Origin of the sequence: Bradyrhizobium sp. BR 1432, assembly GCF_051547705.1 — a bacterium.
In the GTDB taxonomy this organism is placed as follows: Bacteria; Pseudomonadota; Alphaproteobacteria; order Rhizobiales; family Xanthobacteraceae; genus Bradyrhizobium; species Bradyrhizobium zhanjiangense.
Genome location: NZ_JBPUGF010000003.1, coordinates 106,328 through 131,882, shown reverse-complemented (window position 1 = coordinate 131,882; position 25,555 = coordinate 106,328). Strand labels below are relative to the sequence as shown.

The window sequence follows — 25,555 nt, the reverse complement described above, 5'->3', positions numbered from 1 at the left end:
AATGCGTCAGTTTCGGCCAAACTTGCCCGATATTCGGACAACCATGCAGCTATTGAGACTTGAGGCGTTCGGCACTTATAGCATGTGGGGGAGTAAGCGCCGAACTTGCGCGTCGCCATTTGCCCCCTTATCAGGACGCCGCAGCGCCTTGGCTGCCGAGTCCGGACCTTTCGACCATCGTCTCGAGCACCGTAAGCCAGATCTCGTAATAGTCCCAGCTCGGATCGGACTTGTCGTGGATGGCCTCCCACGCGGCGATCGTGGCTATCAGCTCCGAACGGAAGTCGTCCCATTCGAACACCCCCTGCTTGGAGAGGGCCAACGCCATGCCAAAAGCCTGACGCTGCCACGGCGCGCCGAAGCAGAGGCTTCCGTTGTCCTTGGGCGGCATGTCGGATTGCCCCAACATGCTGCCCAACGCGAAGTGCTCGAAATTCGTCTGCATGGACGTCAAGTTCCGGGCGGCTTGACGATGGCAACGCCCATCATCGATTCCGGCGTGACCAGCGCTGCCAGTTGCTCTTCGCTGAAGCCGTCCGTGCCCGCCGGCCGCTCGGGAACCACGAACCAGCGAATCTGGGCGCTGCTGTCCCAGGTTTTGATTTCTTTGCTCGGGTCGATATCAAGGCCGAACTCGCTGAGCACCTTGCGTGGCTCTCGCGCCGCGCGCGCGCGGAAGGATGGGTCCTTGTACCAATACGGAGGTAGCCCAAGGATCGGCCAAGGGTAGCACGAACAAAGCGTGCAGATGATGAGATTATGCACCTCGGGCGTGTTGATCGCCGCTTTCATGTGCTCGCCTTCAGCTCCGGCGCCCTTCGTCACGAAGTTCATTGTCTCGACAGCGGCCATGGTGTCCTCGGCGAGAAGCCTCTTGAAGTCGGGATCGACCCACGCTTTGGCAACGAGCTTGGCCCCATTGAACGGCCCCATCTCGGTGGCGAAGATCGCCATGATCTTGTCGACGGTCTCGCTGGTGATGACGCCTTTCTCGATGAGGAGGGCCTCCAGCGCGCGTGCGCGCGCCGCGTTCACCGCTTCACGGTCCTTCGAATGCTCGAATCGTTCCATCTCGGTTCCTCAGGATGCGGTCGTCGGCTCGAGATACGCCTCGAACAAGTCAGCGTAGAAAGTAAAGTTCGCCTCGGTATTGCCCGGCCAAAGATCCTCGGGATCGAACTTGACGCAATACACCGTCATTGCCTGTCCGATTCCGTCGGGTCCGGTGTCGCAAAGGTAGGTGTAAGCGTCGGGGTAAACACTATCGACGATGCCGACTTTGTTTCGGAGATGACCGGGCAAGCGGGTATGTTCGACCGATTTCGGATCGGCGACCGTGACCATGTCTCCAGCGGCGAAACGGGGCGAGGCTGTGCGCTCGCGTTTCGGATCGTCTCCGATCAGCAGATACTTCCGTACGCGAGCATCGACCTTGGCGTCACCACCCTCAGGCATCGCGGGAGACGACGACAGGAAGGCTTTGGTGCGTGCGTCGAGCTCTGCCTCAGTGATGTACCCCTTGGCGACGAAGTATCCGCAGATACCGCCGAGCCACTTTTCATAGTAGCGGAACTTGAAGTAGTCGAACGGGTTCATCGACTCTGCGCCTTTGCGCAGGTCTGCCCATGTCCACACGGTATTGAACGTACTCGGCGTCGCTTCGAGGTCGAGTTGCGGGCTCAGCGCCATCATCGCCGTGTGGATCCCGAAGATGCGCTCCTCCCAGGCCTCGACGAACACGCGCGTTTCGAGCGAGATCGGATCGAGGCCTTCCAGGCCTCCCAGATAGTGTTGTAGTTTCATGCTGAAAGCCGGTTTTCACTGAAAGTGAGCATGCGGCCAGCTAGGGGCGGCATGTACGAAGACGGATTCTTTGAACACGAAGCCAGCGACGCCTCCGGCCGGCATGGAAGCGCATCGGACAAGACGGATTGCTGATCAGTTTTAGGCAACGAGACTTGCGTCCTTCTCGGTCAGTTTGGCGATCTCGTCGCGAATTTGAGCCGCATCGAGACCTCTTCCAATAAAGACGATCGCGCTGACGCGAGGCTCGTTGGCGGCCCATGCGCGACCGGGCCGTCCGTCGAGCGTCATGTGGACGCCGTGAAATACCCAACGGCGCGCTTCGCTTGCGAGCGACAGAATGCCTTTACAGCGGAGAATGTCTTCGCCGTTCTTTTGGACGAAAGCGTTGAGCCAGCGAAAAAAACGAGGTCCATCCAGGGGCCGATCCTCGCGGACTTCCACGCTGATCACGGATTGATCGTGCTCGTGCTCGAGGTCGGAGAGCAGTCGCGGCTCGATGGCCAAACAGTTCTTCAGATCGAAAGCCCTGACGTCGACGATCGAGCTGACGTTCACCCGGCCTTCGATCGGGGCCACCACGCGAACCATCGGATTGATGGACCGGATGACCGCTTCCGTCTTGGCGAAGACGCCTTCTTCAGCCAGATCCAGCTTGCTGATGACCGCGATGTCGGCAAAGGCGATCTGCTCGGCCGCGACGTTCTCGCCAGAGCTCTGGTCGGCAAGCCAGCGATCGATATGGGTGGCGTCCACCACCGTCACGACCGCATCAAGCGTGGTCGCGGCCGACAGGGCCTCGTCAACAATGAAGCTCTGAATGACGGGGGCGGGATCGGCCAAGCCCGTGGTCTCGATGAGGATCCGGCGTATGCGCCTTGGCCCGGATAGAAGCCTGGTGATCGTCGTAACCAGATCCGTGCGGACCGTGCAGCAGATGCAGCCATTGTTGATCTGGAGGATTTCCTCGTCGACCCCGACGACCAACTCGGCATCGATGCTGATGGCCCCGAATTCATTGACGATGACGGCGGAGTCGGCCATCAGCCCGCTTTCGAGGAGCTGATTTAGCAGCGTAGTCTTGCCCGATCCAAGAAAGCCGGTCAGCACTGTGACCGGAATTTTTTGCGACGTCGTCATCGGCCCTGCGCTTCGTTGCACGAATACTCCGTCGGGCAGGCTAGTTTTGCGATGCGGGACACCGCAACTTCCGTGAGCGTGCAAATCCTGCCAAACAGCGTCAATATCGTGCACTGGCTATGCCAAGGGCTCGACATTTAAGCGTCTGGTAAGAGGACGAGCGCAAGGCTGTCGATCATATTTTTGGTCGTGAGAGCCCCATGTTCTTTCGTGGTTTGAGAGCCAAGTTCCTTGTCGTTATCGCTGTCGCGCTTGCGGGCATGATCGCTCTGGTGCCGATCGCGCTCTACAACATCCGCAGCCAGATGATGACGGATCGACAAGCCAAGATCCACCAGATGGTTGATGTCGGGCACGGCATCCTGGCGCACTATTACAAGCTCGAAACTGACGGAAAGCTTGCCCGCGAGCAGGCTCAGGCGGCGGCGCTCGCTGAGATCAAGGGGCTGCGCTACGACAAGGTCGAGTTCTTCTGGATCAATGACATGGTCCCGCACATGATCATGAGTCCGGCCAAGCCGGAGCTCGATGGCAAGCCGGTCGGAGATTTCAAGGATCCTGCCGGCAACTACCTGTTTCGGGGCTTTGTCGACATCGTACAGAAACAGGGGAGCGGCTTCTACGGGTATCTCTGGCCGAAGATGGGCTCCGATCAGCCGGTCTCCAAATTATCTTATGTCAAAGGATTCGCGCCCTGGGGCTGGATCATCGGAACAGGCATCTATGTCGATGATATTGACGTGATCTTTCGACAGACTGCCTGGACGTTTGCGTGGATTTGCCTTGGTGTCGTCGTTCTGGTGCTCGCCATTTCCTTGGCCATCAGTCGTAGCGTAACGCGGTCGCTTATCACAGTCACCTCTCTTACCGAGAAGCTCGCTTCGGGCGAGGACGATTTCGAAGTGCCCTACACGACCCGTCGCGACGAGGTCGGGAGTCTTGCCCGCGCTCTGCGTGTCTTCAAAGAAAACGCGGCCGTCCGTAAAATGCATGGCGAACAGCAGGAACTCAAGCAAATGGCTGATGAAGACAAGCGTAGGATGATGGTCGAACTTGCCGGCAAGTTCCAGGCAAGCGTCGAAACCGTCGTGCGGGAGGTTTTCGACGAAGCGAGCGAAATGCAGAAGGCTGCCGAGAGCATGTCGGTGAGCGCCGATCATGCCAATGGGCGGGCAAACTCAGTTGCGGAGGCGTGTCACGAGGCTTCCGAGAACGTGCAAATGGTCGCCTCGGCCGCCAGCCAATTGTCCGCCTCGATCAACGAGATCAGCCATCGTGTAACACAGGCGGCTCAGGTTGCCGACAAGGCAGCCAACGACGGGCAGCGTGCGAATGCGACCGTTCAGGGGCTCGCTACGGCGGCCTCCAAGATCGGTGAGGTCGTTGGACTCATCAATCAGGTTGCCGCGCAAACCAACCTGCTTGCGTTGAACGCCACGATCGAGGCGGCGCGTGCGGGAGAGGCCGGAAGAGGCTTTGCGGTCGTCGCCGCCGAAGTGAAATCGCTCGCGACGCAGACCGCCAAGGCGACCGAGGAGATCGGCACGCAGATTTCGTCGATCCAGGCCGAAACGGCCTCAGTGGTCGGCAATATTCAAGGCATCCTGACGACCATAACCGAGGTCAACGAGATATCGTCGTCGATTGCTTCGGCGGTCGAGGAGCAGGGCGTCGCAACGCAAGCAATCGCGCAAAGCGTGCGAGACGCTGCTTCCGGCACGAACCGGGTTTCGCAGAACATCTCTGAGGTCAACACCGCTACGTCTGAAACCGGACAGGTGGCGGCCACGGTCCTTGGGTCGAGTGCACGCTTGGTTAGTAAGCTGCGGCTGCTGCAGGACGAAGTTACCAGTTTTGTTACGAGTGTCAGAGCCGCATAGGGGGCATTGTTCCGAAGTCGAGCTGCCGGCGATCACGAAGAAGACCCGTCGGACTACTTCATTCGTAGCTCCGACCCAGCGACGACGCACGGCGTTCACACGAAGGCATCGTCGACGCGCCTGATGAAGTAATGGCTCAATGACGGCGGTGGTGCGTCAATCGAGGTCACCGGCATGAGGATTGCCAATGGATCACAGTTCAGAGTCCGTTTCGTTGCGGGTGCCGGCGGCTTTCGACAGCGCACTTTCGCTGGACGACTTTCGGACCCATTTTGGATCCGCGATCGTCGAATTGCTGCTAACGATAGAGCGTGCAGTACAGCTCATTACCGCGACTTGCAAGGAGATGCCCGAGACAACCGAAAAACAGGGCCTTGCTGATCAGCGTCGTGAGCTTGTTCGTCAGGCGATACATTTACGGTGGCTACTTGGCAAGGCAGGGCTGACCGCGCGCCGGCCGATGCAGATAATTGTCGCCGGTGAGCTGACGGTGGATGCCTTGGCTTCCCGCAGGCGTTCGCCTTCAGTTGGAGGCCAAGTTTAGGCTTGGGAAAGGAGGGATTGCGGACGGATCAACTCGCGCGGCTACAGTGCCTGCTCTTTCATGAGCCGATAGAGATGTCCGCGGCTGATGCCCAATAGCTCGGCCGCGCGGCGCTTGCTGCCGCCAGATTGCTCCAGGGCAGCTCGAATCTCGATGGCCGTCTGCGATTGGATGCGCTGCTTGAGCGGTTGCGGCGCAGGGTCTGATTTTTGCTCTCGGCCTGGACTTGCCGTGAATGTCGTCAGGCGACCGGTGACCATGAATCGCGTGAGCACATTCTCCAGTTCGCGGACGTTGCCCGGCCATTTATGTGCAGCGAGTGAATTGATTTCTTTCCGGCTCAGGTCTCTTGGTACCGCGTCCAAGCGCTCTGCGATCCGCCTCAGAAGTTCTCGGGTGAGAAATTCGATGTCATCGCGATCGCGAAGGGCAGGTACGTCGATCGGCAGCACGCCGAGGCGGTAGTAGAGATCTTGTCTGAAACGGCCTGCGCGAGCCAGTTCTGGAAGCGATTGGTTGGTCGCGCAAACCACCCGGGCCTTGACGGCAATTGGCGTCGTTCCGCCGACGCGCACTATTTCGTTCGTCTGGAGAACGCGCAGCAGGCTGCCCTGCAGGTGCAGCGGCATATCTCCAATTTCGTCCAGAAATAGAGTGCCGCCGGAAGCCAGCTCGAATTTCCCGAGCTTTCCACGACTCCGCGCTCCGGTGAACGCGCCGCCTTCATAACCGAACAACTCAGCTTCTATCAGTTCGCCTGGAATCGAAGCGCAATTGATCCAAACGAAGGGCCCCTCGGATCTGCTTGAACTCGCGTGGATGGCGTGGGCGGCCAATTCCTTGCCGGAACCGGTTTCTCCCGAGATCAACACGGGGAGGTCGTGTCCGGCGACCACCTCAAGCGAATTGCGGTAAGTATCCATGAGCTCGCCTTGGCCTACGATGTCGCTCATGCTGAACCGCGACCGCCAAGGCTTGTTGCCCTGGGGCATCTCGAGTTCGGCTTGCGTGGCGCGTCGGAAAGTTCTCTTCAGAGCTCCGAGATCCGAGAACAGGGCCAGGCCGACCGCGCCGATGATCTGGCCATCCTGGAGCACGGGAACCTGCCGCGTGATGAGCTGGTGGCCGCGTACCTTCAGCGGATAACCAATATGGCTTCCTTCCCCACGGGCGACGAGATGAAGCTTGGTCTGTGGCCCCACTACGTCGGTGATGTGCCGCCCGACGAAGTCGTCTGCCGCGCCCCCGAGAAGTCTGCAATACGGCTGGTTGATCAGGACAATCGTGCCGGAGGTATCAACCGCGACGAGGCAGTCTGAGACATGATCGAGAACAAGCCTCAGGAAGCCTGCCTCTTCCAACGATCCGGCAATCCACTGCGAAAGGACCATGGAGCAGTTCCGTCTCTTTAGAGTGTCACTGTGATGCGACAGGTGTGTCACGTAATTGATACACTAGCCCCGCCCTCCATTGGCGTCAAACCACGATGGTCCTTCACGGCCATCAAAATTTGGATCGCTCTGCCACGGGGTTAGGCGGCATCGTGCCGCAAGAAGCCGAAATGGCACGGCGCTTGCGAACCTCTCGCTGGGAAACCAATCTCGGGAGGAGCGGAATGACACCCATCAGAACCATCACAATCGGAGACACCGTCGTGCAGGTGTCGGGAGAGGGAATGCCGCTGGTGTTCGTGCACGGCTTCACGACTACAGCGGAGTTCTGGCGCGAGCAGGTCGAGGCGTTCTCGCCCCGTCACCAGATGCTCCGCATCAATCTACCCGGTCATGGCCGTTCGCCACGTCCCGAAGACCGAAGCTATACGATCGATGCCTTCGTCGAAGACGTACTCCGAGTGTATCGCGCATTGGCGATCGACTCGGCGGTTCTCGTTGGGCTTTCGATGGGCGGCACCGTGGCCCAGAACTTCGCGCTGTCCTACCCCGAGCGTGTAAAGGCGCTTGTGCTGGTCGGAGCCACACCGCACGGCTTGGGGGCCGACGTCAACGTCGATAACGTCCTCAAAGCCATCGATGATCTGGGCGTGGTCGCAGCAAGCCAGAAGGTCATCGAACGATCCTTCGGTTCTGCTGCGAGTCCCGCACTCATCGACTTTGCCAAAAACGAGGTGGCGCAGACTTCAGCCTTCGTGGCACGTCAGGCGATCGCCTCGCTTAATGCGTCGGATAGCCGCGCAAGGCTTAGTGAGATCCGCGTGCCGACGTTGGTCGTCGTCGGCGAAGAGGACATCATCACTCCTCCAAGCGAGTCGGAAGTGCTGGCGAGCAACATTCCCAACAGCACGCTTTTTTACGTGCCATCGGCGGGGCATTTTCCAATGCTCGAGCGACCGGACACCTTCAATCGCTTGTTGGAGGATTTCGTGGCACGGCAAGGCTTGTTACCGCCACGTCTGGAAGAAGTGTCGTCTCATTTGCAGCAAAACGTTTGATGCGGGAGGACAAGATGTCAGTTCACGCCCTGGAATCACAAGCGGGCCTCGCTTCCCAACATCTGGATCGCGACACCAAGCGCATCATCTTCGCGGCTGCCCTCGGCACCGTGTTCGAATGGTATGACTTCTTCATCTACGGCTCGTTGGCCGCGTTCTTCAGTACGCTCTTTTTCCCAAAGGGAAATGAAACAGCGGCATTGCTCGCTGCGCTGGCGACTTTCGGGGCGGGTTTCGTCCTTCGCCCGTTTGGTGCGGTCGTCTTCGGGCGGCTCGGTGATCTCGTCGGGCGCAAGAAGACGTTTCTCGTGACCATGCTGGTGATGGGTCTCGCGACTGCGGCGGTAGGGCTACTGCCGACCTTCGAAACGTTTGGCTGGTGGGCTCCGACCATCCTGGTCGGCTTGCGTCTGCTGCAAGGTCTTGCTGTCGGCGGCGAGTTCGGTGGCGCCGTGACGTATGTTGCTGAGCATTCCGATGCGGACCGTAGAGGTTTCACCACAAGCTGGATCCAGATCACGGCGACGCTTGGCCTGTTCCTCTCGCTAGTCGTGATCCTGTTGTGTCGCTCTTCGATGTCGGCGGAGAGCTTCGCGAGCTGGGGCTGGCGCATACCGTTCATCGGATCAATCGCCCTTCTGGTCCTTTCGCTATATATCCGTCTCAAGCTGCACGAGTTGCCGGTGTTTCAGCAGATGAAGGCCGAGGGCAAAGGCTCAAAGAACCCGATCGTCGATACCTTCGGTGACCGCCGCAATCTGCGTCTGGTGCTTGTCGCGATCTTCGGCGTCGTGGCTGGTCAGGCCGTGATTTGGTACACCGGGCATTTCTACAGCCTCTATTTCATGACGACAGTTCTGAAAATGAGCCTCGAACAGGCGAACTTTTATCTGCTCGTCGCCCTGGCTCTTGGCACGCCGTTCTTCCTGTTGTTCGGCTGGCTATCCGACAAGATAGGGCGCAAGCCCATCGTCGTTGCGGGATGCGCCTTGTCGGCGTTGTTGATCAACCCTCTCTTCCAGGGGCTGGCAACCTACGGCAATCCCGCGCTCGCGGAATTCCGCGCGAAAACGGCCGTGGTGATACACGCAAACGACTGTACCGAAGATCAATCATTGTTCAGTCAGCTCTTCAGTCCCCAAGCGACGAAAGAATGCACCCGCGTAAAGTCGTTCCTGACCGCGCGCGCCGTTCCTTACGTCGTGAAGGCCGATGCGGCATCTCTCACCGTCCAGATCGGCGATGAAGCGGCCGTGCCCTTCGACGAGGCCAAGGTCCTCAAGGTGCTCACCGAGAAGGGGCTACCGGCATTGAAGGCACCGGCGGAGCCTAATGGTCCCCTGGTCATCGGAGTGCTATTTGCCCTCGTGTTCCTGGCGACGATGGTTTATGGGCCGCTCGGAGCTCTTCTGGTCGAACTGTTCCCGGTGCGCATAAGATACAGCGGCGTCTCCGTGGCGCTGCAGCTCGGTAACGGCTGGATCGGTGGATTTGCACCATTCGTCGCGACCGCGGTCGTCATCGCAACCGGCAATATTTTCGGTGGGCTTTGGTACACCATCGCGTTCGCAGCTTCGACCGCGATCATCGGGGCTCTACTGCTGCCCGAAACCCGCGGTCGAGATATCAGTACTTGATCGTGGACGTTGGGAATCGGCGAAATCGTCATGTTGCGCTCGCCGGCTTTCAACTGATTGTTCACGTTCGGCATCGGACGACGAGCAAAATGTAAGCAATCCGCTGGCAGACCGGCTTGTCTGCTTAACCTCCCTAGACTGGATGGGCCGCTGCTGATTTACGGCGGCGGCCCTTTTTCGTCCCCGGATTACTAAAAAAACGTAGTCGCACCTCCGAGATGTGCACGTATACAACGAACGGAGGATGTTCGATGAGCGCAGAGAAGAGAGTGGCCGCCGAGACAAGGCATATCCGGTATCGGCCGAGTGGGCAAAGCGCGCCTGGTTCGACCAGGCCAAGTACAAGGACATGTACGCGCCCTCGATCTCGGACCCGAACGGTTTTTGGGTGGAGCAGGCCAAGCACATCGACTGGATGAAGGCGCCGACGAAAATCGAGAACGTCTCGTACGCGCCCGGGAACATCTCCATCAAATGGTTCGAGGACGGCGTCCTCAACGTCGCCGGGAACTGCATCTACCGGCATCTGGCCAAGCGCGCCAATCAGACCGCGATCATCTGGGAAGGCGACGATCCCTAGCAGTCCAAGCACATCACCTACAAGGAGCTGCACGACGAGGTCAACGCGTGTTCGCTGGCATTGGCGAATGTAGTCGCCATCCACCAATTGGGCGAGCAGATGCTGCTGCTAAAAATATCAATACGTCGCAGGGTAGCCGCATCCCCCACAGCGCGCCATTCTGCTCGAATGTCTGCCTGCTGCGAAGGGCAGCGGCTGGCCATTCCCAAGTTTGCGACTGCCTTGAGAGATTGGTCGCTGGCCCTGCAGCTGATGCAAGTGATCGTGATCCGCTTGCTATGATACTTTCAGTGAATGCAAGCGCTGGATAACGGCAGCTTTCACGGAAGTATGAATCGCCTCGGGAAATCGGTTTGGCAACTCGCCCTCGGTTTTGCCGAGAGCAGCTTCAGCAGTAGCAGCTACCATTTCGATCGACTCCTGCACCAGCTTTTTCGGTACGCCCGCCGCTTCGCCCGTCTGGAGGAAATGCCGGCCCTGCACTTCGGCAATTCTGTAGTGGTTGTTTGTCCCGACCACCTCGTATCGGAATTCAATAGCGCCGCTTGCCGCCTTGCTGAGGCGGCCGACGAGGCGGTTGTTGAGAAGCACGCGCAAGGGCGCATGACGGGGGCGGCGCGCCATCAGAATATATCCTCAATGTCCGCTGGACTGGTCTTGCCGCGGGGCACGATCCGGTATTCAAGATCGAGCGCGGCTAGTATGGCGAGGATGGTCTCCAGCCTTGCCGCCGGATTCCCGGTCTCGATCAGGGAAATGGTCTCCTGCCGCACGCCCGCACGTTCGGCGAGTTGCGTTTGGCTAAAATTATGCTTCTTACGGGCGCGGCGGACCAAATTGCCGATCTGCTGCGGCGTTCTTGCAAGGTCAGTCATGTGGCTCTAGGTTTGTTATGTGCTAGATCCGATAAAACCGGAATATCGGATCCGGCGCATAGGAGCGGATTATGCGCCAGAATGCATAAAATCGAGTTATCGGATCTGACGCATAAAAGCTTGTCGCGACGGATGACCCATCGTGCTCCATTGAGAGCTTTCATCAGCAAGGACCGGTCGACCTCGGATCAAACCGCCGGCTGGCTGAACCGTCGCGTGGCCTGGCCGGCGGTAGCGGCTCAGCCCGTGATCCTTCTCAAGGTCGAGAACGTCGCAAACGTTGTCTTGCTTGCCTTCGATCTGGCGCCAGCAGCGCAGAACAGCTGGAGAAATAAGGTGGCGGTCGGGGCGGCAAGTTCGCTCGCAATACCCACTGCATCGTATTCATCTTGATGGGGTAAATTGCATGAAGCACGATAGGGGGCAGGCAAGCTGAACACAGCCGAGGAAGTTCTCGGGGGGACATTACATTCCCAGCGGACGAGGATACAGCACTGCCACCGGATACAGGCAAAGAAGCCCTCGACGAGCCAGCGTCGCCAGTCCTGACCGACGAACTCTCCAACATCGGATAGCTGCTGGCGCTGCACGCTGGTGGCCCGGCGAACGAGGGCGCAACGTCAGGCGCCTTCAAAGAAATCAGCATGACACGCAAGTTGAAGCGCGTGTAGCGCGATGCTGCACGCGTTTGGAAACATCATAGTGCCCCGCTGCAATGACCTGCGTTCGAACCCACTGCGTGGCGCGACAACGTCTGGCCGGCCTGGAGTCGGCAGGCGATTGATTGCTGCGGCCGATCGACTGGGTCCGCTTGCCAACGATTTGGAAGAGAGCGCGTCTCGATCCGCCGATCCTCAAAACAGAGGGAGCCACCGCAACTTGGTGTCGGCGTGAGCCGTTCAGCCACCTCCATCAGCCCAAGTCGGGATGGTTCTCAGCCGGTATTGAAGTGCCTGCCGATCGGCGACGAGGTTGTCGAGGTGCAGCGGCTCGTGCTGTGGCCGCTCTCCTTGGGCCAATCGTCTAACCAGCGCCCGCGTGCCGTCCACCACGAACACGCCGCAATCATAACCGTTCTGCTGCTGGGCCAGGCGGGCTGGCTGCAGGCGAGAGCCCAGCCTTCCTGCGAGTTCTGCTGCAATGGCGCTGTTGGTGGTTCCCCTGGAGTCGTAGTGATAGGCGACTGGCCAGGCCCGCTCGCGGCGATCAATGAGCAGCAGCGACCAATGGGTGCCGCGGCGATTAGGATCCGTAGCACTGGCATCATTCAGGGGCAGGAATAGGAAGTCCGCCGTGTCGTTTCCGTTCTGATTATGGACCAGACGCTGGAATGCGCGAAGCGCGATGCCATCGGCGCCCAAGCGCAGATGATAATGGGCTATGAGCGGATCGGCGAAGCGCGTCCGCATGGCGAGATCCGGATCGTCCCTCTGCAACTCCTGCTCTAGGAGCGCGTAATCCGCCGCGATATGCTCATCGCCGAGCCAGTCGATGGCGCCAAGCTCTAGACCGCTGTGGTCGCGGAGCGCTGTCGGACCCAAAGCCCCGATCTGAGCGTCCGACGGTGTCCGCGGGAACAGCGACAGATAGTTAGTGCCATCACCCAGCTGCTGCGCCGTGGACGGCCAACCGACCAGTGACTCAAGACCGCCGTAGATGTCTACCGGAGCTCTCGCCGGTGCCGCTGGCGCAGCTTCACTATCAGCTGGAGGGTGATGGATGAGCTGAAAGTCATTAAGCCCTCCGGCCCCAACACGGCCCAGTAGCGCTCTCCGCGGATGTTGTAGCTCATGACCCGCTGCGCCGCGTTCGGCAAGAAGCCGAACTGGCGCAACCTAGAAAGCATCCTGTCCGGGACGGGCTGGGTACGGTGGGAAAAGTCCTCGGGAGTGGCGAATGAAACATCAAAACTCTCGCCGACCGCGGGGGACGTCGCCTCTGCCATGGCGGACACGGGCCCAGCTTGCTCCATCGTCCTCCCAAGGTGTTCTGGCGAGGCGTGATTCTCCGGGCGCGAGCTGAGCTGCGGAACGCCTTCCGGTCGATATCTTAGACCAATGGCAACGTTTCGCGAATTGAGTGGCGTGCTCTGCGTCGTCATCCCTGCTGGCATCAGCCCCGCCGTGTAGTGCTCACCGTTGATCAATAAGCTGGTCAGTTGGTTCTCCTGGCTCGGCGGGAGGCCGCTCCTGTCTAGCGCAGCGATCAACTCGTCGGGGGCGCGTTGGTGGCCGTGGCGCCAGTTCAAGTGACGAACAGCCTCCCCGAAATCGGGGGCCTGAGGATGGCGCGCGGTTGGCCCGAGAGACGACGGTGCGCCGGCTTCTTCTATCGTCCCCCGGAGCAGATCCTGATCGTAATCTTCCGCAGGGAGGACGACGGGCGAAGCAACAACCCCGCCTTCGTCATGCGACGCCGAGACGTGTTGGTGCCCGCTCCCCTGCGGTATGAGTTGCGCCCCCCATGGCGAAGCACTCAGTTGATAAATGGGGCCTTGCATCATCACGCGACCGCCTGAATTGCCGATCTCGCTCAGCTGCCGCCCAGTGGCATCTCCTTGGGGATTGCTTAGCGTCTTCTGCCTCTTCGCTGGACTCCACTGCCCCGTGTAATCCTCACCGCTAAGGACCTCGTCTCTTGGTAGGAGGTTGCTCCCTGTCAGATCGTCCGGAGCCGGCTGGTCGTTGTGCGGCCAGTTCAACAGGTGAATGGCCTCATCGGGATCCGGTGCATGATGATCGCGCGGGGTTGGCTCGAGAGACGGCGGTGGGGCTTCTTCTATGGCCCCCCAGAGCAGATCCTGATCGTAATCTTCCGCAGGGAGGACGACGGGCGATGCAACAACCCCGTCTTCGTCATGCGGCGCCGAGACGTGTTGGTGCCCGCTCCCCCGCAGTATGAGTTGCGCCTCCCATGGCGATGCACTCAGTTGATAAATGGGGCCTTGCATTAGCACGCGACCGCCTGAATTGCCGATCTCGCTCAGCTGCCGCCCGGTGGCATCTCCGTGGGGATTGCTTAGCGTCTTCTGCCTCGTCGCTGGTCTCCACTGCCCCGTGTAATCCTTACCGCTAAGGACCTCGTCGCTTGGTAGGAGGTTGCTCCCTGTCAGATCGTCCGGAGCCGGCTGGTCGTTGTGTGGCCAGTTCAACGGGTGAATGGCTTCATCGGGATCCGGTGCCTGATGATCGCGCGGGGTTGGCTCGAAAGGGACGACGGGTCGGCTTCGTCCATCATCCCCGAAATCACATCCTGATCGTGACCTTCCGCAGGCAGCAGGATCTCTGGCCCGCTGGCGCTTCCCTCCGACGCGCTGTGCTGCGCAGGGGACTTCCCGACGCGCCTCGCGACCGCGTCTTCGGGATCAGTGTGCTGCCCAAGTTCCAACGCTCCGTGCGGCAGCGACTTCCGAAAATGAGCCAGTGCCGCACCGACGTAGCGACCGTCGGAGTCCTTATAGTCCTTGACATCTGTATCCAGCGACCCGTCGTGAAGGCGAGCAGCAATCCCCGGCTTGCTTTTTTTGCGCAGGTGGACGCTGAACCCTGTAAGACGGTTTGCATAATTGATGGCCGTATCTTCAGAGATCCCTTCCGCGGGCGCTGCTTTGTACGCTTCGATGAGGGCCAAGTCGTTGGGATAAGGATTCAGGACAGCGCGTCTTACAGTCGGCGGCGCTACGCCCGCCGACCGGGAGGCCTCAGTATCCAAAAGCTGCTCCTGACGGACACTTTGCACCGGCGCATTGGCCGCCGGCTCTAATGCCAACCGCGAACCCCCTCGTTTCCGGCGCGAAGCGCCCCGCCTGCGGTAATCATCAAGCCTGTTCAACGCATAGACGAGCCTCTCGTTGCCCGGAAACAACCTTTTCGCGTGACGGACCAGCGAACCGTGATCGAGCACAGCAATTGAGGAAGGCTGGAGCGCTGCAGATAGCTTGCGAAGTCTGTTAGCATAATCTTCGCCGGTTTGATGGCCGATCGTCCGACAAAAGTTTCCTTCAGCCGCCCTTCTGATGAGGTCCTCGTCCTCTTTGGAGGCACGATATTGTGGTGTAATGGGGCGAGCGGGGGCGTCGGGCTCACGATGCCGACTGAGCATTGACAACGCGGGAACGATTACCTTGTCTCTCGGAAACAACCGTTTAGCATGATCGAGCAACGACTTATGATCAAGCATAGTAATAGTTTGGCCAGAAGGCTTGAGCGCATCAGCTAATTTGCGAAGACTACGTTCATAATTACCGATTGTGACAGCCCTCGGCTCGCCCCTTCGATCGAGGGCTGCATCAGCCGCTGCTCTAATGAGGCGATCGTCTTCCTCAGAGATATCGAAAAGCTCTCTGTCGGGATTAAGGGCATCCGCTTGATGCAGCTCGTTCAAATGCTGCTCAAATTCCGCTTGCTGCTGTTGGGGCTGTTGGACCGTGGAGTTGTAGGTAGCAAAATCTCCGTCCAATGGGTTGATGTTCTTAAATGGGGCCATGTTCCTGTCGGGTTGGGGCCGGCCGCATATCTGAGCAGCGCCGTTCGCTCTCAAGCCCCCCGGTACCTACCGTTAGCTTTCGAGAAGCTGACGCGGTCTAGAGAAAATAGAAGAGGAGCTAATGGAAAAGATGATCTTCCCCCCAAAAAAATGGACAGAGTTAAGCTGCTTTCAGCTCCATCTCGATCGGGCTGATAATGCCGACGGCGACGAGTTTCGATTATAGAAGGCCTCGATATAGGCAAAGATATCCCGTGTGGCTTCTGCCCGTGTTGCATAGTGCCTATCGTGGACGAGCTCCGTCTTGAGCGCGTGAAAGAAGCTCTCCATGGGAGCATTGTCATAGCACTTGCCCTTGCGGCCCATCGACGCCCTGAGGCCGACGGATTGCATCAGCGTGCGGTAATCCGCCGAGGCATATTGGACGCCGCGATCGTAATGGCGGATCAGGCCGGCACCTAGCCGCTGCGCCGAGTTCGCCATCCGCAAGGCCGCCAAGGGCAAGTCGGCGCGCAAATGATCCGCCATCGCCCTGCCGACAATCCTGCGGCTGTACAGATCCATGACGGCGGCCAGATAGAACCATCCCTGATCGGTCTCGATGTAGGTGATATGGGCCAGCCAGATCTAGTTCGGGCAGCGGCGATGAAGTTGCGGTCGAGCAGATTCGGGACGATTGGCAGGTCGTGGTGGCTGTCGGTGGTCCGCACCCGGCGTGGTCGCGCCATGGTGGCCCTGATGCCGCGACGCCGCATCAACCGCTCGATGCGAGCACGGCTCGCCCCCCGGCCCTGAGCCTTCAACTCGACATGGATACGCGGGCTGTCATAACGCCCGCGGGTGTCGCGGTGATCCGCCCGATGTCGTCGACGAGATCACGATTGGTCGGCTCTCCGGGCGCGAGCGCCAAGCGTGATCGCCGGCCGGCGAGACGCTGAGCATGTCGCACAGCAGCGTCCCCGGATAATCGGCGCGGCGATCTTCGATGAAGCGGAATCTCATGTCCGTGTTTCAGCAAAGATCGGGTCCGCCGCAAATACTACGCATCGAAAAGCATGGACGGAAAGGACACGCGTATCTCTACGCCGACGCAGCTGGCGAGTATTCGGCGTTCTGGCCGAGGATCGCCTGATCACGTGGCTGGCGGTTGTCGAGGTGGTCCGGGACAGGATCAGCGTTGCTCAGTATCGGGGGGAAGGCCATGCAAGCTCGCGGCTGCAAGGAGTTCGGACGCAAGGCATGGCTCGAGGACAGCCTTCGCGGCATGGTGGTACAGGGATACGTGCCAACAGAATTGGGTCAGCGGATACTCTCTGATAGGACGACCTATGCGAACGTATAGCTTTCGAAGGAATGCCTCCCCTGCCATTCATTTTGAGGCCGACGCTATGACTGGGAAGAAACGTCGGTATAGAACATCTACATTCGGTCACACTCGAGCCTGTTCAAATGAATTTTCCATATCCTGATTGGGACTGTACTGCGCATTCCAGAACGCGAACGAATCTCAGACAAAGCTTTGGCAACGGGCTCAGCACGGTATTGGCTGAGCCAGGGTCTCGCCGGGGAGAGCTCTTCGCCAGAACCGCGTGAAATTGGAGCTAAGAGGTTGAATGAAGTTACTCTGCGCGCTTCTCGCTGGACCAAACGAGAAGACGAACTGCTGCGCGAGCTTGTTGATGCAGGCACGCCTGTGAAATCCATTTGCGAAACGCTCAACAGGTCCGAACCAGAGCTTCGCAGGCGCGGCTACTACATTGGCCTACCGATGAAATGGTTTAAGCAAACAGCGCATCTGATGCTAAGGCGACGCTCGGCTACAGGCAATTCTTCTTGAGCCGGCCCTGCGGCGGCAGGAAAGACCAAACTGTCATTCGGCCCTCCTCGTATGGGGCCCGCTGAGATACGTCCCCTTTTGCTTCTTGAAAGCTGCGTTGCTTGCAGTTGATGTCGCCAAGTTTCGCTTTTGCAAGGAGACCAACCGCGGTTCCCCTTCCAGAGACTTCGCACTTTAAGGTAGCAGCAACGTGATTGCTGAAACAGTACGTTGGTGACATGTCTGGAGGCTGCTACGGACTGGTAAGTCCAAGGCTTGCGGGAATATCGAAACGACGCACGGCATTGTCCTGCCGACCGTTTTCGATGACGACTGAGCGCTTGTTGCACCCTATCTAACACTCTTGTCGGGATAAGGCCGCGCCCTGAGTATGAGGCTGACCGTTCGGTTTGAAGTTTTTGTGAGTCGCATATCGATTAGGCCTTGGCGAAAATTCCCATTGAACCGGTGGCGCCTCCAGCGAGATGCGCCGGGAATGGCACCGTAGGTGCAGACCTTGAAGTCGAACTCGCTCCGAACCGTCAACCGGCGTGATCGACGACGCGGTACTTGTCGCGGGCCACCGCAGCACCACTTTACTGTTTTGCAACACGTTGTTTCACGCGTAGGCCGGGCTCGTGAACAGGCCGAAGGCATCGAACTTGGTTTCATCCTGGACGCCGCCTAAAGCGAGATTGGGTTGCGCCTTTGAATCGGCCCAGTTACCGTGCGCCTCCAAACCGAACATCGAGTTCGCCACGATAAGCGATTTGGCCGCCGAACGTGCCTCCGGCTGCATTATGCCACCTCGCACCAAGAGCGGATCGAAGACCACCGGCGGCGTTGACACCGACATAGAAGCCGCCCCAGCCAAAATCGGAACGTTTGTTGGAGGCGCGATTCGAAAATTCAATGCGGTTCTTACTGTCGGATATGGTAGGGGAGGCTGCTTGCACTTTGGGATACTCTGTTGAGCAACGACCCGCGCAACCAAAAAACGCCACGGCAGCTCGAACTATGGATCGTGACCAGATCCGTAGATCTCAGAGAGAACAATATGGTCATGAAAACGCGATCGGCGCGCTTGAGAGCCGATGATGTGTGGCAGATCCCGCTGACCAATCTGGATGTAAGCGAAGCCAAGCGCTTTCAGGACGACAGCATATGGGGGTACTTCAAGCGTTTGCGAATGGAAGACCCCGTTCACTACTGTAAAGCCAGCGCTTATGGTCCATATTGGTCCGTAACGAAATACCGAGATATCGTGGCGGTAGATACAAATCACAAAGCGTTCTCGTCGGAGCAGGGTGTCGTTATTGTCGACGTGCCTGACCAGCATTGGACCCAGAGTTTCATCAAAATGGGCCCTCCTAAACATGCCGAGCAGCGCCATACTGTAAGTCCGATCGTCGCACCGGAACACCTGACGAAGCTCGAAAGCTTGATCCGCTGTCGGGTCAAGACGATTCTGGGCAGCTTGCCGCGCAATGAGGACTTCAATTGGGTGGACATGGTCTCCATCGAGTTGACGACGCAGATGCTGGCCACGCTATTCGACTTTCCATTTGAGGATCGGCGGCTCTTGACCTATTGGTCAGACGTAGCTGTTGCAATTCCGAAAAAGGGTCATGCGATCGATAGCTGGGATGAGCGAAGCACGATCTTGTCGGAGTGCCTGGAGTATTTCACGCGGCTTTGGAACGAGCGATTCAATGCCGAGCCACGCATGGACCTGATTTCCCTGATGGCGCACTCGCCTGCAACTCGACACATGGAGCCGAACGAGTTTCTTGGGAATCTCATTCTGCTGATCGTCGGGGAAATGACACCACGCGTAATTCGATTACCGGGGGCCTCCTGTTCATGAACCAGCACCCCTCCGAGCTGCGAAGGCTACGCGATAATCCCGAATTGGTTTCGAGCGCCGTGTCCGAAATCATCCGGTATCAAACGCCGATCGCACATATGCGCCGCAATGCAACGACCGATATTGTCCTAGGTGGGAAACAAATCAGAAAGGGCGACAAGGTCGTCATGTGGTACATCTCTGGTAACCGCGACGAAGAGGTCTTCGAGAACGCCGACACATTTCGCATCGACCGCAAGAACGTGCGGCAGCATCTCTCGTTCGGATTCGGCATCCATCGCTGCGTTGGCAGACATCTCGCGGAACTGCAGTTGAAACTCCTCTGGGAAGAAATGTTGAATGCGCGGCTGGAAGTCAAGGTCGTCGGCGAGCCCGGGCGAATTGCGTCTAACTTTGTGCATGGTTATTCCGCTCTTCCTGTGCAGATTAGAGCTTAGGCTGTGATGCGTTGACGTGGGAAGCGCCACGCAGCAGCCGGCGACCGAGCCGGCCGCAACCGCGGCCAGCAAGGCCTTGGCGAGCTTGCAAACGGCGGGATCAACTGGTTCTCACGCGCGCGCCCAGGAGAAGAACAGAAGAAGCGAGGCCGGCGATCGCGGCATGGCCGATTGGTATCGGCCATCTCATTGAGGTCCTTGACAGCGAGATCGCCGAGATCGAGGCCGACATCAGCGCATTGATCAAGGCCGAGCTGGAGATCTCGGATGATGCCCACCTAATCCGCTCTTGATGGATTTGCTGAAGGAACATAGCTTTCCAAGGCTCACGTAAAGGCCGTGATCGAACAGATGGCGACTGTAGGCTACAGCGAGTTGAATGAGTTCGACGAATTCGTCATTCCCGGCTTGGTCAAAGCTGTCGGTCGTGAATAAACCCGCTACTGAAGCCCGCAGGGAAATCGATCCCTTGAAAGGAGCCGATGGAATTTGCGGCCAAGTCGGCCAGTAAATCGGTTAAAGCGTCACCGCTCAAGGTTGCTAAAGACTTAGTCGCGGTATGACGACGTCGCTGCGCTAGATAAACCAACCGGGCTAGACGGCACAGGCCGTCGACACGCAACGCTCCAGAGAGTCAAGCGATTGCACGACGAAAAATCGCTAGCGAGGTCTGGCGCACCGCCATCGAAAGATGGTCGCAGCGTTGGTGGGATACTCTGACGTAAGCAAGACAGTTCATCACGAGACCGCCTGAATTGACCTAGCGAATACGCTTGCCGGACTGCTGAGCGCATAATGCTAACGTCATCGGCTTAGTATTCACGAACAGCGCCGCCCTTCCGCAGGATTGGAACGACTTGCACGCGAACAGGACGAGACCGTCGGGTAGCCATCGCGGCACGCACGTTCAAGCTGTCGGCCGCGCCGTTCGCGAATCAAGCCCAAAAATGTCTTGCGATCTGGACGTTTATTCTGCGCCGGCGCCCAGCGCTTCCTGGAATGGAAGCAGACACGCAAAGTCAGAGATTAGCAGCTGACATGTCGCGTCATGCCTTACCATTTCCATGTATCTGGGCTCGTGTCGGTAGCAAGCACTCGGATTCCGTAGTTGCTGATGGTTACAATAGCATATGTATAGCCATTGTCACAGTTCGGCTGGTACTCCCCGTCTCGTTCCGACCAGCGCCAATAGTTCCGGTTGCCACTGGATGGGTAAAATTGCTTTCGCAGCGAGCGCTTGCCCGGCTCAAGGCCTTCGACATCGACCTTGATCTCGTTGCCGCTGCTTTTCCACAAAACATGCCCTTTAAGCTTTTCTTTGGTCAGATTCACCACGAAGAATTCGTGCTTCCCTCCGCCCTTCTTTGCTGTTTTCTCCTTCTCTTTTGTCATCATTGTCCCTCATGGCCTGTCCTCTCGGATGGAAGACAGAGTCACTGGAGCTTGCTGACGGAACGTTATCGTTTCAACTACTCGATTTGGTGGGCTTGCATTCACATGCGCTCCGCACGTTGCGTATATCCGCAAGTTGACTGCTGGTTGACATAGGGCGGAGGGCAAAAAAATGAGCAGTCTTAAGCCCGCCAATTTCTTGAACGGCGATCCGCGATCTAAGGAGTCGGTTCTGGCGGGCATCATCGGACGACCCCCACCGAGCCACCCGGTTCGGTCGATGAATTCGATGCGTCAAATAGAAAAGGCCGAGAAGGGTGGATGAGGCGCCATCGCCAGATCGAACAATAGAATAAATCGTTGATTGCCCCGTAACATTTTGCCCCCAGTTTGCGATCAGATGAGACATCTCTCGCAGAAACGATCGATGTAACTTGAGCAGGCCCTCCTTTTGGATTTTGGACCAAAGGCGTGCGAACGCCCGTGTGGGGCAGCAAGGCAGGTTTATGAGGGCAGTTGGCAAGCGCAGCAACGAAGCGCAGTACGGCCGAAAGCTTTGATCGGTAAGCTCGGTCAAACGCTCACGTAATAGGACTCACCTCGGTCGTTACGTGTAACAACCACGCAAGTTGTACCCCGTAGTGGAGGCTGAACACTCGCTAGGGCATTTGCTAGACGTTGTGCCGCACGAAAGGCTTGGAGCTCGTTCTCGAATGCCAGCCCGCCGGGGTCGTCGACATTGTGCTTGCCTTCCAGGTTGAAGTAAAAACGAGCCATTTGTTCGCTCGGTTCGTTGCTTCGGACGCACTGACATTACTATGCAATTAAAGCGGAATTCCCTGATCTAGGACCTTGTGTTGCCGAAATCCGGCGCCTTATCGGAAAGATGCGAAGCGCTTCGCGTGCGAGCTTCCGAGCTTGCCGGGCTCCCCCGAATTCTGCCGACGCCGAACACCTCGTTAGACCTGTTTTCGGCCGCTTCTGGGGCCCTCTCCAATATCGTCTGAGGTGAATTCCGCCGCGAAATGCTTCGGTGGCGCAGGAAAGTGTCCAAAGTGCAGGGAAGTGCGCCGTAAATAGCATTGCAAGAGGAGTATGCTGAAGTTTCAACGCGCGCAGGAGCCAAATCTATGGCAACCACCGTGCTTTCAGACCCGCTGGAAATGCTAGCGGAGGACTTCAAGGAAGCCCTCCTGAGACACTACTCCTTCGGCCAGCGCAAGGCCGCGGTTTCCATCGGCAAGACCACCGGCAACTCCCCGGTGTTATCTGTTCTTCTGGAGGACGGGCAGAGGCTTCGCCTCACCGTCACGAGGGCGCGGTCGTGATCGTCTTTCTTCGGCGATGGTAATCGTCTCCCGCCGACAAGGTGGGACGACGTCCTGCGAGGACGAGGTCGGGATGACTGCGCTGCTCTGTAGCCTGCAGATGGGCTTGAATTCGAGATGCTCTCTTACGCAGCCGGACGATATTGGCCGCTGGGCAGCGCCCCCGCAGCGCCTCGGAGCAGGGTCGGCGTCGAAACGGCACTTCTAGCTTCCAAATCGGTGTGGCCGGCTTCCGAGGTGCATGATTGATCAATAGTCAGCTTTTTTCAAAGCGTGCAGGGCCGCGATAGCCTGCGAGGTCAGTTAGAGCCTGCGCCGATGGCAAGGGAGTGGGCATTTCGAGGCAATGGGGTACAGGGCCGTTAAGACTTCCTTGACCAAGTTATTTATACAACGAGCCGTATTTCCCTCCGAGGCGCCGATGAAGGTCTGGGTCAGCCTGGCTTTGCTTGCGGCATGCATGCTGCTGGGGCAGCGCTTTGCCGCGACGGCAGCGGAGAAATCAGATGGGACGGCGGAGATCCGCGCCGGCTACCGCCGGCCGGCGGCCATTCCGTTCCCAGACCGCAATCCTTATTCGGTGTCAAAAGCGGCTCTCGGAAAGATGTTGTTCTTCGATCCGCTGCTCTCGAGGTCCGGTACCGTTTCCTGTGCAAGTTGCCACAATCCGTCGCTGTCGTGGGGAGACGGCCTTGCGCGAGCGGTTGGGGAGGATCCCAAAGGCCTGCCGTTGCGGGCACCCACTCTGATTGATGTGGCGTTCATCGAGCCGCTGGGCTGGGACGGGAAGTTCAAGGACATCGAATCCGTCACGTTTGGTCCAATCACGGGTCGGTCGAACATGAATCTCACAGAGCCGGAGTTGATTACTCGTCTGTCCGCCGCCCCGGCCTACCTCGATGCGTTCGCAAGCGCGTATGGCGATAGTGCGATCACCCGGCCGAGGATCGAAGCTGCCTTGGCGACGTTCGAACGCACCATTGTTGCCGGCGAGTCCCCGTTCGACCGTTGGATTATGGGCGATGAAACTGCGATCAGCGCGGCAGCAAAACGCGGCTTTGCCGTCTTCAACGGCAAAGGGCGTTGTTCAAACTGCCACAGCGGCCCGTCCTTTACGGATGGATCGTTTCAGGATATCGGCACCGCAAAGGACGGGGATATCGGACGGGGGCGGCTGTTTCCGACGTCACAAAAGCTCCAGTACGCATTCAAGACGCCGACATTGCGCGATGTGGCGAAGCGTGCGCCCTACATGCATGATGGATCGGTCGCAACCCTCGAACAGGTCATCGAACTTTATGATCAGGGTGGGATTGACCGTCCAAGCCGATCCCCTTCGATCAAGCCTTTAGCTCTTACAGCCGAGGAAAAGACCGACCTGCTCGCTTTTCTTCAGACGCTTACCGCCTGGTCTCCGGCCGCGCCTCTTCCCGACTTGCTGCGCTAATTGGCTGCCCCAATCGCGTCGCCGCAACGGACCTCAGTGCATGTGCGGCAATGCCGACCCCAGCAGGGCAAAGCCGATCACAAGTAGTGCGCCCGTCCAAGCCTCCAGGGTCTCGGTCCGCGCTGCGTAACGCTTTACGCCGCAGGCGAGCACCGAGCCTACTGCCACACGCGCCGTACGTAACGCTTCGAACATGGACTGCTCCAGCCGTCCGATTGCCTGATGTTCAGTACGACATCGGGATTGAAGGCTCGTCCTCGAAATCGGTAAAACTTGAACGGCGCTGAAATCCGCCCGGAGCGGCCATATTAACCACCAATCAACCAGCGGGTGTCGCGGACGCCGCAAACCTTAAAATTTATGCTAAGATGAATAAATCGTTAAAGCTGTGCTTTTCCAGGACGGGCGGATCTTGAAATGTTTGGGTCTCTGGGACGAGATACCATATCGGTATCTCGGGACTTACGCTGTTTGCCAGGTTCATCACGGGATTCTCCTTCTGGGTCCTGGGGACCCGAGCCGCCAGCGCCCACGTCAAGTGGTTTTGCGCCTATGACGCTGCCGGTCAGCCGCGAGGCCTGGAAAACGTTCTCTGCCAGGATTTTGAGATCCTCCTGGGCGTTGCCTCGCTCTGGTTCTTTTCAGGTTGTGTGGTGGAGCGCACGTCGCTCGGCGAGCTAGTGGCCCGCTCACTGGACCGTTTCACGGAAAGCCTGCGCTTGCACACCGAGGTAATGATCCGCGCGGTCTGCGGCTTCTTCTTCATCTCGGTCTGGGCGGTCGGAGGAATCATCCTGACCCCCGAACTGAAAACGTCGTCCGCAATGGTAGGACCTCTGCAGCTCGCCATCGCAGCGGGCCTGCTGTCGCGTCGCACCATGCCGCTCTCCGCGGTGGGAATTGTCGTGTTGTTCGGGCTTGCCGTGCGCGATTACGGCACGTTTCATCTTGCCGATTATCCGATTTTTCTGGGCATCGCGGCCTATTTCGCTCTCACCGGGTTGCAACGGAATCTGTTCGGCGTTCCGCCGCTCGACGTCTTGCGCTACACGACCGCCGTTACCTTGATGTGGGCGTCGATAGAGAAGTGGGCCTATCCGGAATGGAGTTTCCCGCTTCTGATCGAGCACCCTGGTATTACGTTTGGGTTCGACAACGAGTTCTACATGCGGGCAGCAGGCATGGTCGAGTTCACACTCGCCTTTGCGCTTGCTTGGACGCCGCTGGTTCGTCGTGTAGCTGCAGCCATGCTGCTCGGCATGTTCATCAGCGCGTGCTTCGAATTCGGCAAGCTTGATGTTATCGGGCACTCAGCAATTATCGTCGTACTGATCGCGATCCTTTCCGACAATCGGCCGACGGAGGTCGCCTATCGACGTCCGTGGCTCGCCCCGGCCGGACTGTGTGCGGCGCTGACAGTTACGCTCTTGGCCTACTATGTTGGCCACGCCGCCATCTTCAACACCGCGATCCTTTAGGCGCGCTATTTGGTGACGCGCACGCCAAGCTTCATCTTGGGATGGATGCCGCACAGCACCGTATAGTCACCAGGCACCGAGAAGACCACCTCGAACTGACTGCCCGGCTGCTGATCACCGGTATCGAAATCAAAGGTCTCCGAACTCAAATAGGCGTGGTGCAGGAGCTCACCATCGTCGTTAATGAACCGTAAAGTCTCGCCGCGCTTGATGATAATCTCTCGTGGCCTGAATTCTCGATCCCTTTGCGAGATCGTATAGGGACTTGCCCCCAGAGCTGCGCCTGCGAGCAGTCCGCCGGTCACCGCGGCTGTGATCTGGAGACCGAGCTTGCCCACGCGCAAGGGTAAAAGTCTAACCATCAGTTCAACCCCGTTGAAACTTCAACTTTACCAAA

23 protein-coding genes and 4 pseudogenes are annotated in these 25,555 nt (G+C 58.5%); 11 read left to right on the top strand and 16 right to left on the bottom strand.

Features of this window, described 5'->3' with window-relative positions; genetic code table 11:
- Positions 1-130: 130 nt before the first annotated feature.
- The 4 genes from ACSKB8_RS00900 to ACSKB8_RS00885 all read right to left on the bottom strand — a co-directional run bounded on the left by ACSKB8_RS00900 (position 131) and on the right by ACSKB8_RS00885 (position 2,943).
- The gene (locus ACSKB8_RS00900; protein ID WP_438101861.1) at positions 131-445 is read right to left on the bottom strand and encodes a nitrile hydratase accessory protein; all 315 of its coding nucleotides are present in this window, start codon (positions 443-445) and stop codon (positions 131-133) included.
- A 5-nt stretch (positions 446-450) separates the two neighbouring features.
- Positions 451-1,071 (bottom strand): nitrile hydratase subunit alpha, encoded by a 621-nt coding sequence (gene nthA / locus ACSKB8_RS00895; RefSeq protein WP_438101860.1) that lies wholly within the window; start codon positions 1,069-1,071, stop codon positions 451-453.
- A 9-nt stretch (positions 1,072-1,080) separates the two neighbouring features.
- On the bottom strand, positions 1,081-1,803 hold the full coding sequence (gene nthB, locus ACSKB8_RS00890; protein ID WP_438101858.1) for a nitrile hydratase subunit beta: 723 nt from the start codon (positions 1,801-1,803) through the stop codon (positions 1,081-1,083).
- A 141-nt stretch (positions 1,804-1,944) separates the two neighbouring features.
- Positions 1,945-2,943: a CobW family GTP-binding protein gene (locus ACSKB8_RS00885; protein ID WP_438110298.1), complete on the bottom strand. Its 999-nt coding sequence runs from the start codon at positions 2,941-2,943 to the stop codon at positions 1,945-1,947.
- Positions 2,944-3,143: 200 nt separating this feature from the next.
- Here ACSKB8_RS00885 and ACSKB8_RS00880 point away from each other — a divergent pair, with 200 nt between their 5' ends.
- Positions 3,144-4,823, top strand: a complete 1,680-nt coding sequence (locus tag ACSKB8_RS00880; protein WP_438101856.1) for a cache domain-containing protein — start codon at positions 3,144-3,146, stop codon at positions 4,821-4,823.
- Positions 4,824-5,010: 187 nt separating this feature from the next.
- The gene (locus ACSKB8_RS00875; RefSeq protein ID WP_438101855.1) at positions 5,011-5,367 is read left to right on the top strand and encodes a hypothetical protein; all 357 of its coding nucleotides are present in this window, start codon (positions 5,011-5,013) and stop codon (positions 5,365-5,367) included.
- A 41-nt stretch (positions 5,368-5,408) separates the two neighbouring features.
- On the opposite strand, the gene ACSKB8_RS00870 is transcribed toward ACSKB8_RS00875, so the two are convergent.
- The gene (locus ACSKB8_RS00870) at positions 5,409-6,758 is read right to left on the bottom strand and encodes a sigma-54 interaction domain-containing protein (RefSeq protein WP_438101853.1); all 1,350 of its coding nucleotides are present in this window, start codon (positions 6,756-6,758) and stop codon (positions 5,409-5,411) included.
- A gap of 224 nt (positions 6,759-6,982) precedes the next feature.
- Here ACSKB8_RS00870 and ACSKB8_RS00865 point away from each other — a divergent pair, with 224 nt between their 5' ends.
- The 3 genes and pseudogenes from ACSKB8_RS00865 to ACSKB8_RS00855 all read left to right on the top strand — a co-directional run.
- Positions 6,983-7,816 carry an alpha/beta fold hydrolase gene (locus ACSKB8_RS00865; RefSeq protein WP_438101851.1) on the top strand — a complete coding sequence of 278 codons (834 nt, stop codon included), beginning with the start codon at positions 6,983-6,985 and terminating at the stop codon, positions 7,814-7,816.
- A 14-nt stretch (positions 7,817-7,830) separates the two neighbouring features.
- The gene (locus tag ACSKB8_RS00860) at positions 7,831-9,453 is read left to right on the top strand and encodes an MFS transporter (RefSeq protein WP_438101850.1); all 1,623 of its coding nucleotides are present in this window, start codon (positions 7,831-7,833) and stop codon (positions 9,451-9,453) included.
- 244 nt (positions 9,454-9,697) lie between these two features.
- A pseudogene (locus tag ACSKB8_RS00855) lies at positions 9,698-10,093 on the top strand (acetyl-coenzyme A synthetase N-terminal domain-containing protein); the annotation flags it as partial.
- Between the two features lie 216 nt (positions 10,094-10,309).
- On the opposite strand, the gene ACSKB8_RS00850 reads toward ACSKB8_RS00855, so the two are convergent.
- Together ACSKB8_RS00850 and ACSKB8_RS00845 are read right to left on the bottom strand one after the other, a co-directional pair.
- On the bottom strand, positions 10,310-10,657 hold the full coding sequence (locus ACSKB8_RS00850) for a hypothetical protein (RefSeq protein WP_438101848.1): 348 nt from the start codon (positions 10,655-10,657) through the stop codon (positions 10,310-10,312).
- Entirely contained in the window at positions 10,657-10,908 is a 252-nt protein-coding gene (locus ACSKB8_RS00845; RefSeq protein ID WP_438101846.1) for a helix-turn-helix transcriptional regulator, read from the bottom strand. Before ACSKB8_RS00845 ends, ACSKB8_RS00850 begins: the two co-directional genes overlap by 1 nt.
- Positions 10,909-10,989: 81 nt before the next feature.
- On the opposite strand from ACSKB8_RS00845, the gene ACSKB8_RS00840 reads away from it, so the two are divergent.
- On the top strand, positions 10,990-11,301 hold the full coding sequence (locus ACSKB8_RS00840; RefSeq protein ID WP_438101844.1) for a hypothetical protein: 312 nt from the start codon (positions 10,990-10,992) through the stop codon (positions 11,299-11,301).
- 506 nt (positions 11,302-11,807) lie between these two features.
- Here the strand turns inward: ACSKB8_RS00840 and ACSKB8_RS00835 are convergent.
- The 4 genes and pseudogenes from ACSKB8_RS00835 to ACSKB8_RS00820 form a co-directional block, all read right to left on the bottom strand.
- Positions 11,808-12,838: pseudogene (locus ACSKB8_RS00835) on the bottom strand (Ulp1 family isopeptidase); the annotation flags it as partial.
- 1,217 nt (positions 12,839-14,055) lie between these two features.
- Positions 14,056-15,393, bottom strand: a complete 1,338-nt coding sequence (locus ACSKB8_RS00830) for a hypothetical protein (RefSeq protein WP_438101842.1) — start codon at positions 15,391-15,393, stop codon at positions 14,056-14,058.
- Between the two features lie 171 nt (positions 15,394-15,564).
- Entirely contained in the window at positions 15,565-16,005 is a 441-nt protein-coding gene (locus tag ACSKB8_RS00825) for an IS3 family transposase (RefSeq protein WP_438110297.1), read from the bottom strand.
- Between the two features lie 113 nt (positions 16,006-16,118).
- Positions 16,119-16,232, bottom strand: a pseudogene (locus tag ACSKB8_RS00820) (IS3 family transposase); the annotation flags it as partial.
- A 770-nt stretch (positions 16,233-17,002) separates the two neighbouring features.
- On the opposite strand from ACSKB8_RS00820, the gene ACSKB8_RS00815 reads away from it, so the two are divergent.
- On the top strand, positions 17,003-17,230 hold the full coding sequence (locus ACSKB8_RS00815) for a hypothetical protein (protein WP_438101841.1): 228 nt from the start codon (positions 17,003-17,005) through the stop codon (positions 17,228-17,230).
- 598 nt (positions 17,231-17,828) lie between these two features.
- On the opposite strand, the gene ACSKB8_RS00810 is transcribed toward ACSKB8_RS00815, so the two are convergent.
- Positions 17,829-18,065 (bottom strand): hypothetical protein, encoded by a 237-nt coding sequence (locus ACSKB8_RS00810; protein WP_438101839.1) that lies wholly within the window; start codon positions 18,063-18,065, stop codon positions 17,829-17,831.
- Between the two features lie 201 nt (positions 18,066-18,266).
- On the opposite strand from ACSKB8_RS00810, the pseudogene ACSKB8_RS00805 reads away from it, so the two are divergent.
- Positions 18,267-19,513, top strand: a pseudogene (locus tag ACSKB8_RS00805) (cytochrome P450).
- Positions 19,514-20,566: 1,053 nt separating this feature from the next.
- Here the strand turns inward: ACSKB8_RS00805 and ACSKB8_RS00800 are convergent.
- Positions 20,567-20,908 (bottom strand): hypothetical protein, encoded by a 342-nt coding sequence (locus ACSKB8_RS00800; protein ID WP_438101837.1) that lies wholly within the window; start codon positions 20,906-20,908, stop codon positions 20,567-20,569.
- 570 nt (positions 20,909-21,478) lie between these two features.
- Entirely contained in the window at positions 21,479-21,682 is a 204-nt protein-coding gene (locus ACSKB8_RS00795; RefSeq protein ID WP_438101835.1) for a DUF6894 family protein, read from the bottom strand.
- A 353-nt stretch (positions 21,683-22,035) separates the two neighbouring features.
- Between ACSKB8_RS00795 and ACSKB8_RS00790 the strand changes: the two genes are divergently transcribed.
- Both ACSKB8_RS00790 and ACSKB8_RS00785 read left to right on the top strand, forming a co-directional pair.
- Positions 22,036-22,233 (top strand): hypothetical protein, encoded by a 198-nt coding sequence (locus ACSKB8_RS00790; protein WP_438101834.1) that lies wholly within the window; start codon positions 22,036-22,038, stop codon positions 22,231-22,233.
- Between the two features lie 421 nt (positions 22,234-22,654).
- The gene (locus ACSKB8_RS00785; RefSeq protein ID WP_438101832.1) at positions 22,655-23,680 is read left to right on the top strand and encodes a cytochrome-c peroxidase; all 1,026 of its coding nucleotides are present in this window, start codon (positions 22,655-22,657) and stop codon (positions 23,678-23,680) included.
- Positions 23,681-23,713: 33 nt separating this feature from the next.
- On the opposite strand, the gene ACSKB8_RS00780 is transcribed toward ACSKB8_RS00785, so the two are convergent.
- Positions 23,714-23,875, bottom strand: coding sequence for a hypothetical protein (locus ACSKB8_RS00780; RefSeq protein WP_438101830.1), 162 nt, complete (start codon positions 23,873-23,875; stop codon positions 23,714-23,716).
- A gap of 272 nt (positions 23,876-24,147) precedes the next feature.
- Here ACSKB8_RS00780 and ACSKB8_RS00775 point away from each other — a divergent pair, with 272 nt between their 5' ends.
- The gene (locus ACSKB8_RS00775; protein WP_438110295.1) at positions 24,148-25,158 is read left to right on the top strand and encodes a hypothetical protein; all 1,011 of its coding nucleotides are present in this window, start codon (positions 24,148-24,150) and stop codon (positions 25,156-25,158) included.
- 5 nt (positions 25,159-25,163) lie between these two features.
- Here the strand turns inward: ACSKB8_RS00775 and ACSKB8_RS00770 are convergent, their stop codons facing one another.
- Positions 25,164-25,520 (bottom strand): methylamine utilization protein, encoded by a 357-nt coding sequence (locus tag ACSKB8_RS00770; protein WP_438101829.1) that lies wholly within the window; start codon positions 25,518-25,520, stop codon positions 25,164-25,166.
- Positions 25,521-25,555: the final 35 nt, after the last annotated feature.

What these genes read in the sequence shown, in the direction of transcription:
- ACSKB8_RS00830 (WP_438101842.1), bottom strand. Translation starts at nt 15,393, where the DNA reads ATGGCCCCATTTAAGAACATCAACCCATTGGACGGAGATTTTGCTACC.
- ACSKB8_RS00790 (WP_438101834.1), top strand. Translation starts at nt 22,036, where the DNA reads ATGGCAACCACCGTGCTTTCAGACCCGCTGGAAATGCTAGCGGAGGAC.
- ACSKB8_RS00840 (WP_438101844.1), top strand. Translation starts at nt 10,990, where the DNA reads ATGCATAAAATCGAGTTATCGGATCTGACGCATAAAAGCTTGTCGCGA.
- ACSKB8_RS00900 (WP_438101861.1), bottom strand. Translation starts at nt 445, where the DNA reads ATGCAGACGAATTTCGAGCACTTCGCGTTGGGCAGCATGTTGGGGCAA.
- ACSKB8_RS00865 (WP_438101851.1), top strand. Translation starts at nt 6,983, where the DNA reads ATGACACCCATCAGAACCATCACAATCGGAGACACCGTCGTGCAGGTG.
- ACSKB8_RS00780 (WP_438101830.1), bottom strand. Translation starts at nt 23,875, where the DNA reads ATGTTCGAAGCGTTACGTACGGCGCGTGTGGCAGTAGGCTCGGTGCTC.
- ACSKB8_RS00785 (WP_438101832.1), top strand. Translation starts at nt 22,655, where the DNA reads ATGAAGGTCTGGGTCAGCCTGGCTTTGCTTGCGGCATGCATGCTGCTG.
- ACSKB8_RS00850 (WP_438101848.1), bottom strand. Translation starts at nt 10,657, where the DNA reads ATGGCGCGCCGCCCCCGTCATGCGCCCTTGCGCGTGCTTCTCAACAAC.
- ACSKB8_RS00880 (WP_438101856.1), top strand. Translation starts at nt 3,144, where the DNA reads ATGTTCTTTCGTGGTTTGAGAGCCAAGTTCCTTGTCGTTATCGCTGTC.
- ACSKB8_RS00870 (WP_438101853.1), bottom strand. Translation starts at nt 6,758, where the DNA reads ATGGTCCTTTCGCAGTGGATTGCCGGATCGTTGGAAGAGGCAGGCTTC.
- ACSKB8_RS00860 (WP_438101850.1), top strand. Translation starts at nt 7,831, where the DNA reads ATGTCAGTTCACGCCCTGGAATCACAAGCGGGCCTCGCTTCCCAACAT.
- ACSKB8_RS00885 (WP_438110298.1), bottom strand. Translation starts at nt 2,943, where the DNA reads ATGACGACGTCGCAAAAAATTCCGGTCACAGTGCTGACCGGCTTTCTT.
- ACSKB8_RS00845 (WP_438101846.1), bottom strand. Translation starts at nt 10,908, where the DNA reads ATGACTGACCTTGCAAGAACGCCGCAGCAGATCGGCAATTTGGTCCGC.
- ACSKB8_RS00800 (WP_438101837.1), bottom strand. Translation starts at nt 20,908, where the DNA reads ATGATGACAAAAGAGAAGGAGAAAACAGCAAAGAAGGGCGGAGGGAAG.
- ACSKB8_RS00810 (WP_438101839.1), bottom strand. Translation starts at nt 18,065, where the DNA reads ATGTCGGTGTCAACGCCGCCGGTGGTCTTCGATCCGCTCTTGGTGCGA.
- ACSKB8_RS00770 (WP_438101829.1), bottom strand. Translation starts at nt 25,520, where the DNA reads ATGGTTAGACTTTTACCCTTGCGCGTGGGCAAGCTCGGTCTCCAGATC.
- ACSKB8_RS00875 (WP_438101855.1), top strand. Translation starts at nt 5,011, where the DNA reads ATGGATCACAGTTCAGAGTCCGTTTCGTTGCGGGTGCCGGCGGCTTTC.
- nthB (WP_438101858.1), bottom strand. Translation starts at nt 1,803, where the DNA reads ATGAAACTACAACACTATCTGGGAGGCCTGGAAGGCCTCGATCCGATC.
- ACSKB8_RS00795 (WP_438101835.1), bottom strand. Translation starts at nt 21,682, where the DNA reads ATGGCTCGTTTTTACTTCAACCTGGAAGGCAAGCACAATGTCGACGAC.
- nthA (WP_438101860.1), bottom strand. Translation starts at nt 1,071, where the DNA reads ATGGAACGATTCGAGCATTCGAAGGACCGTGAAGCGGTGAACGCGGCG.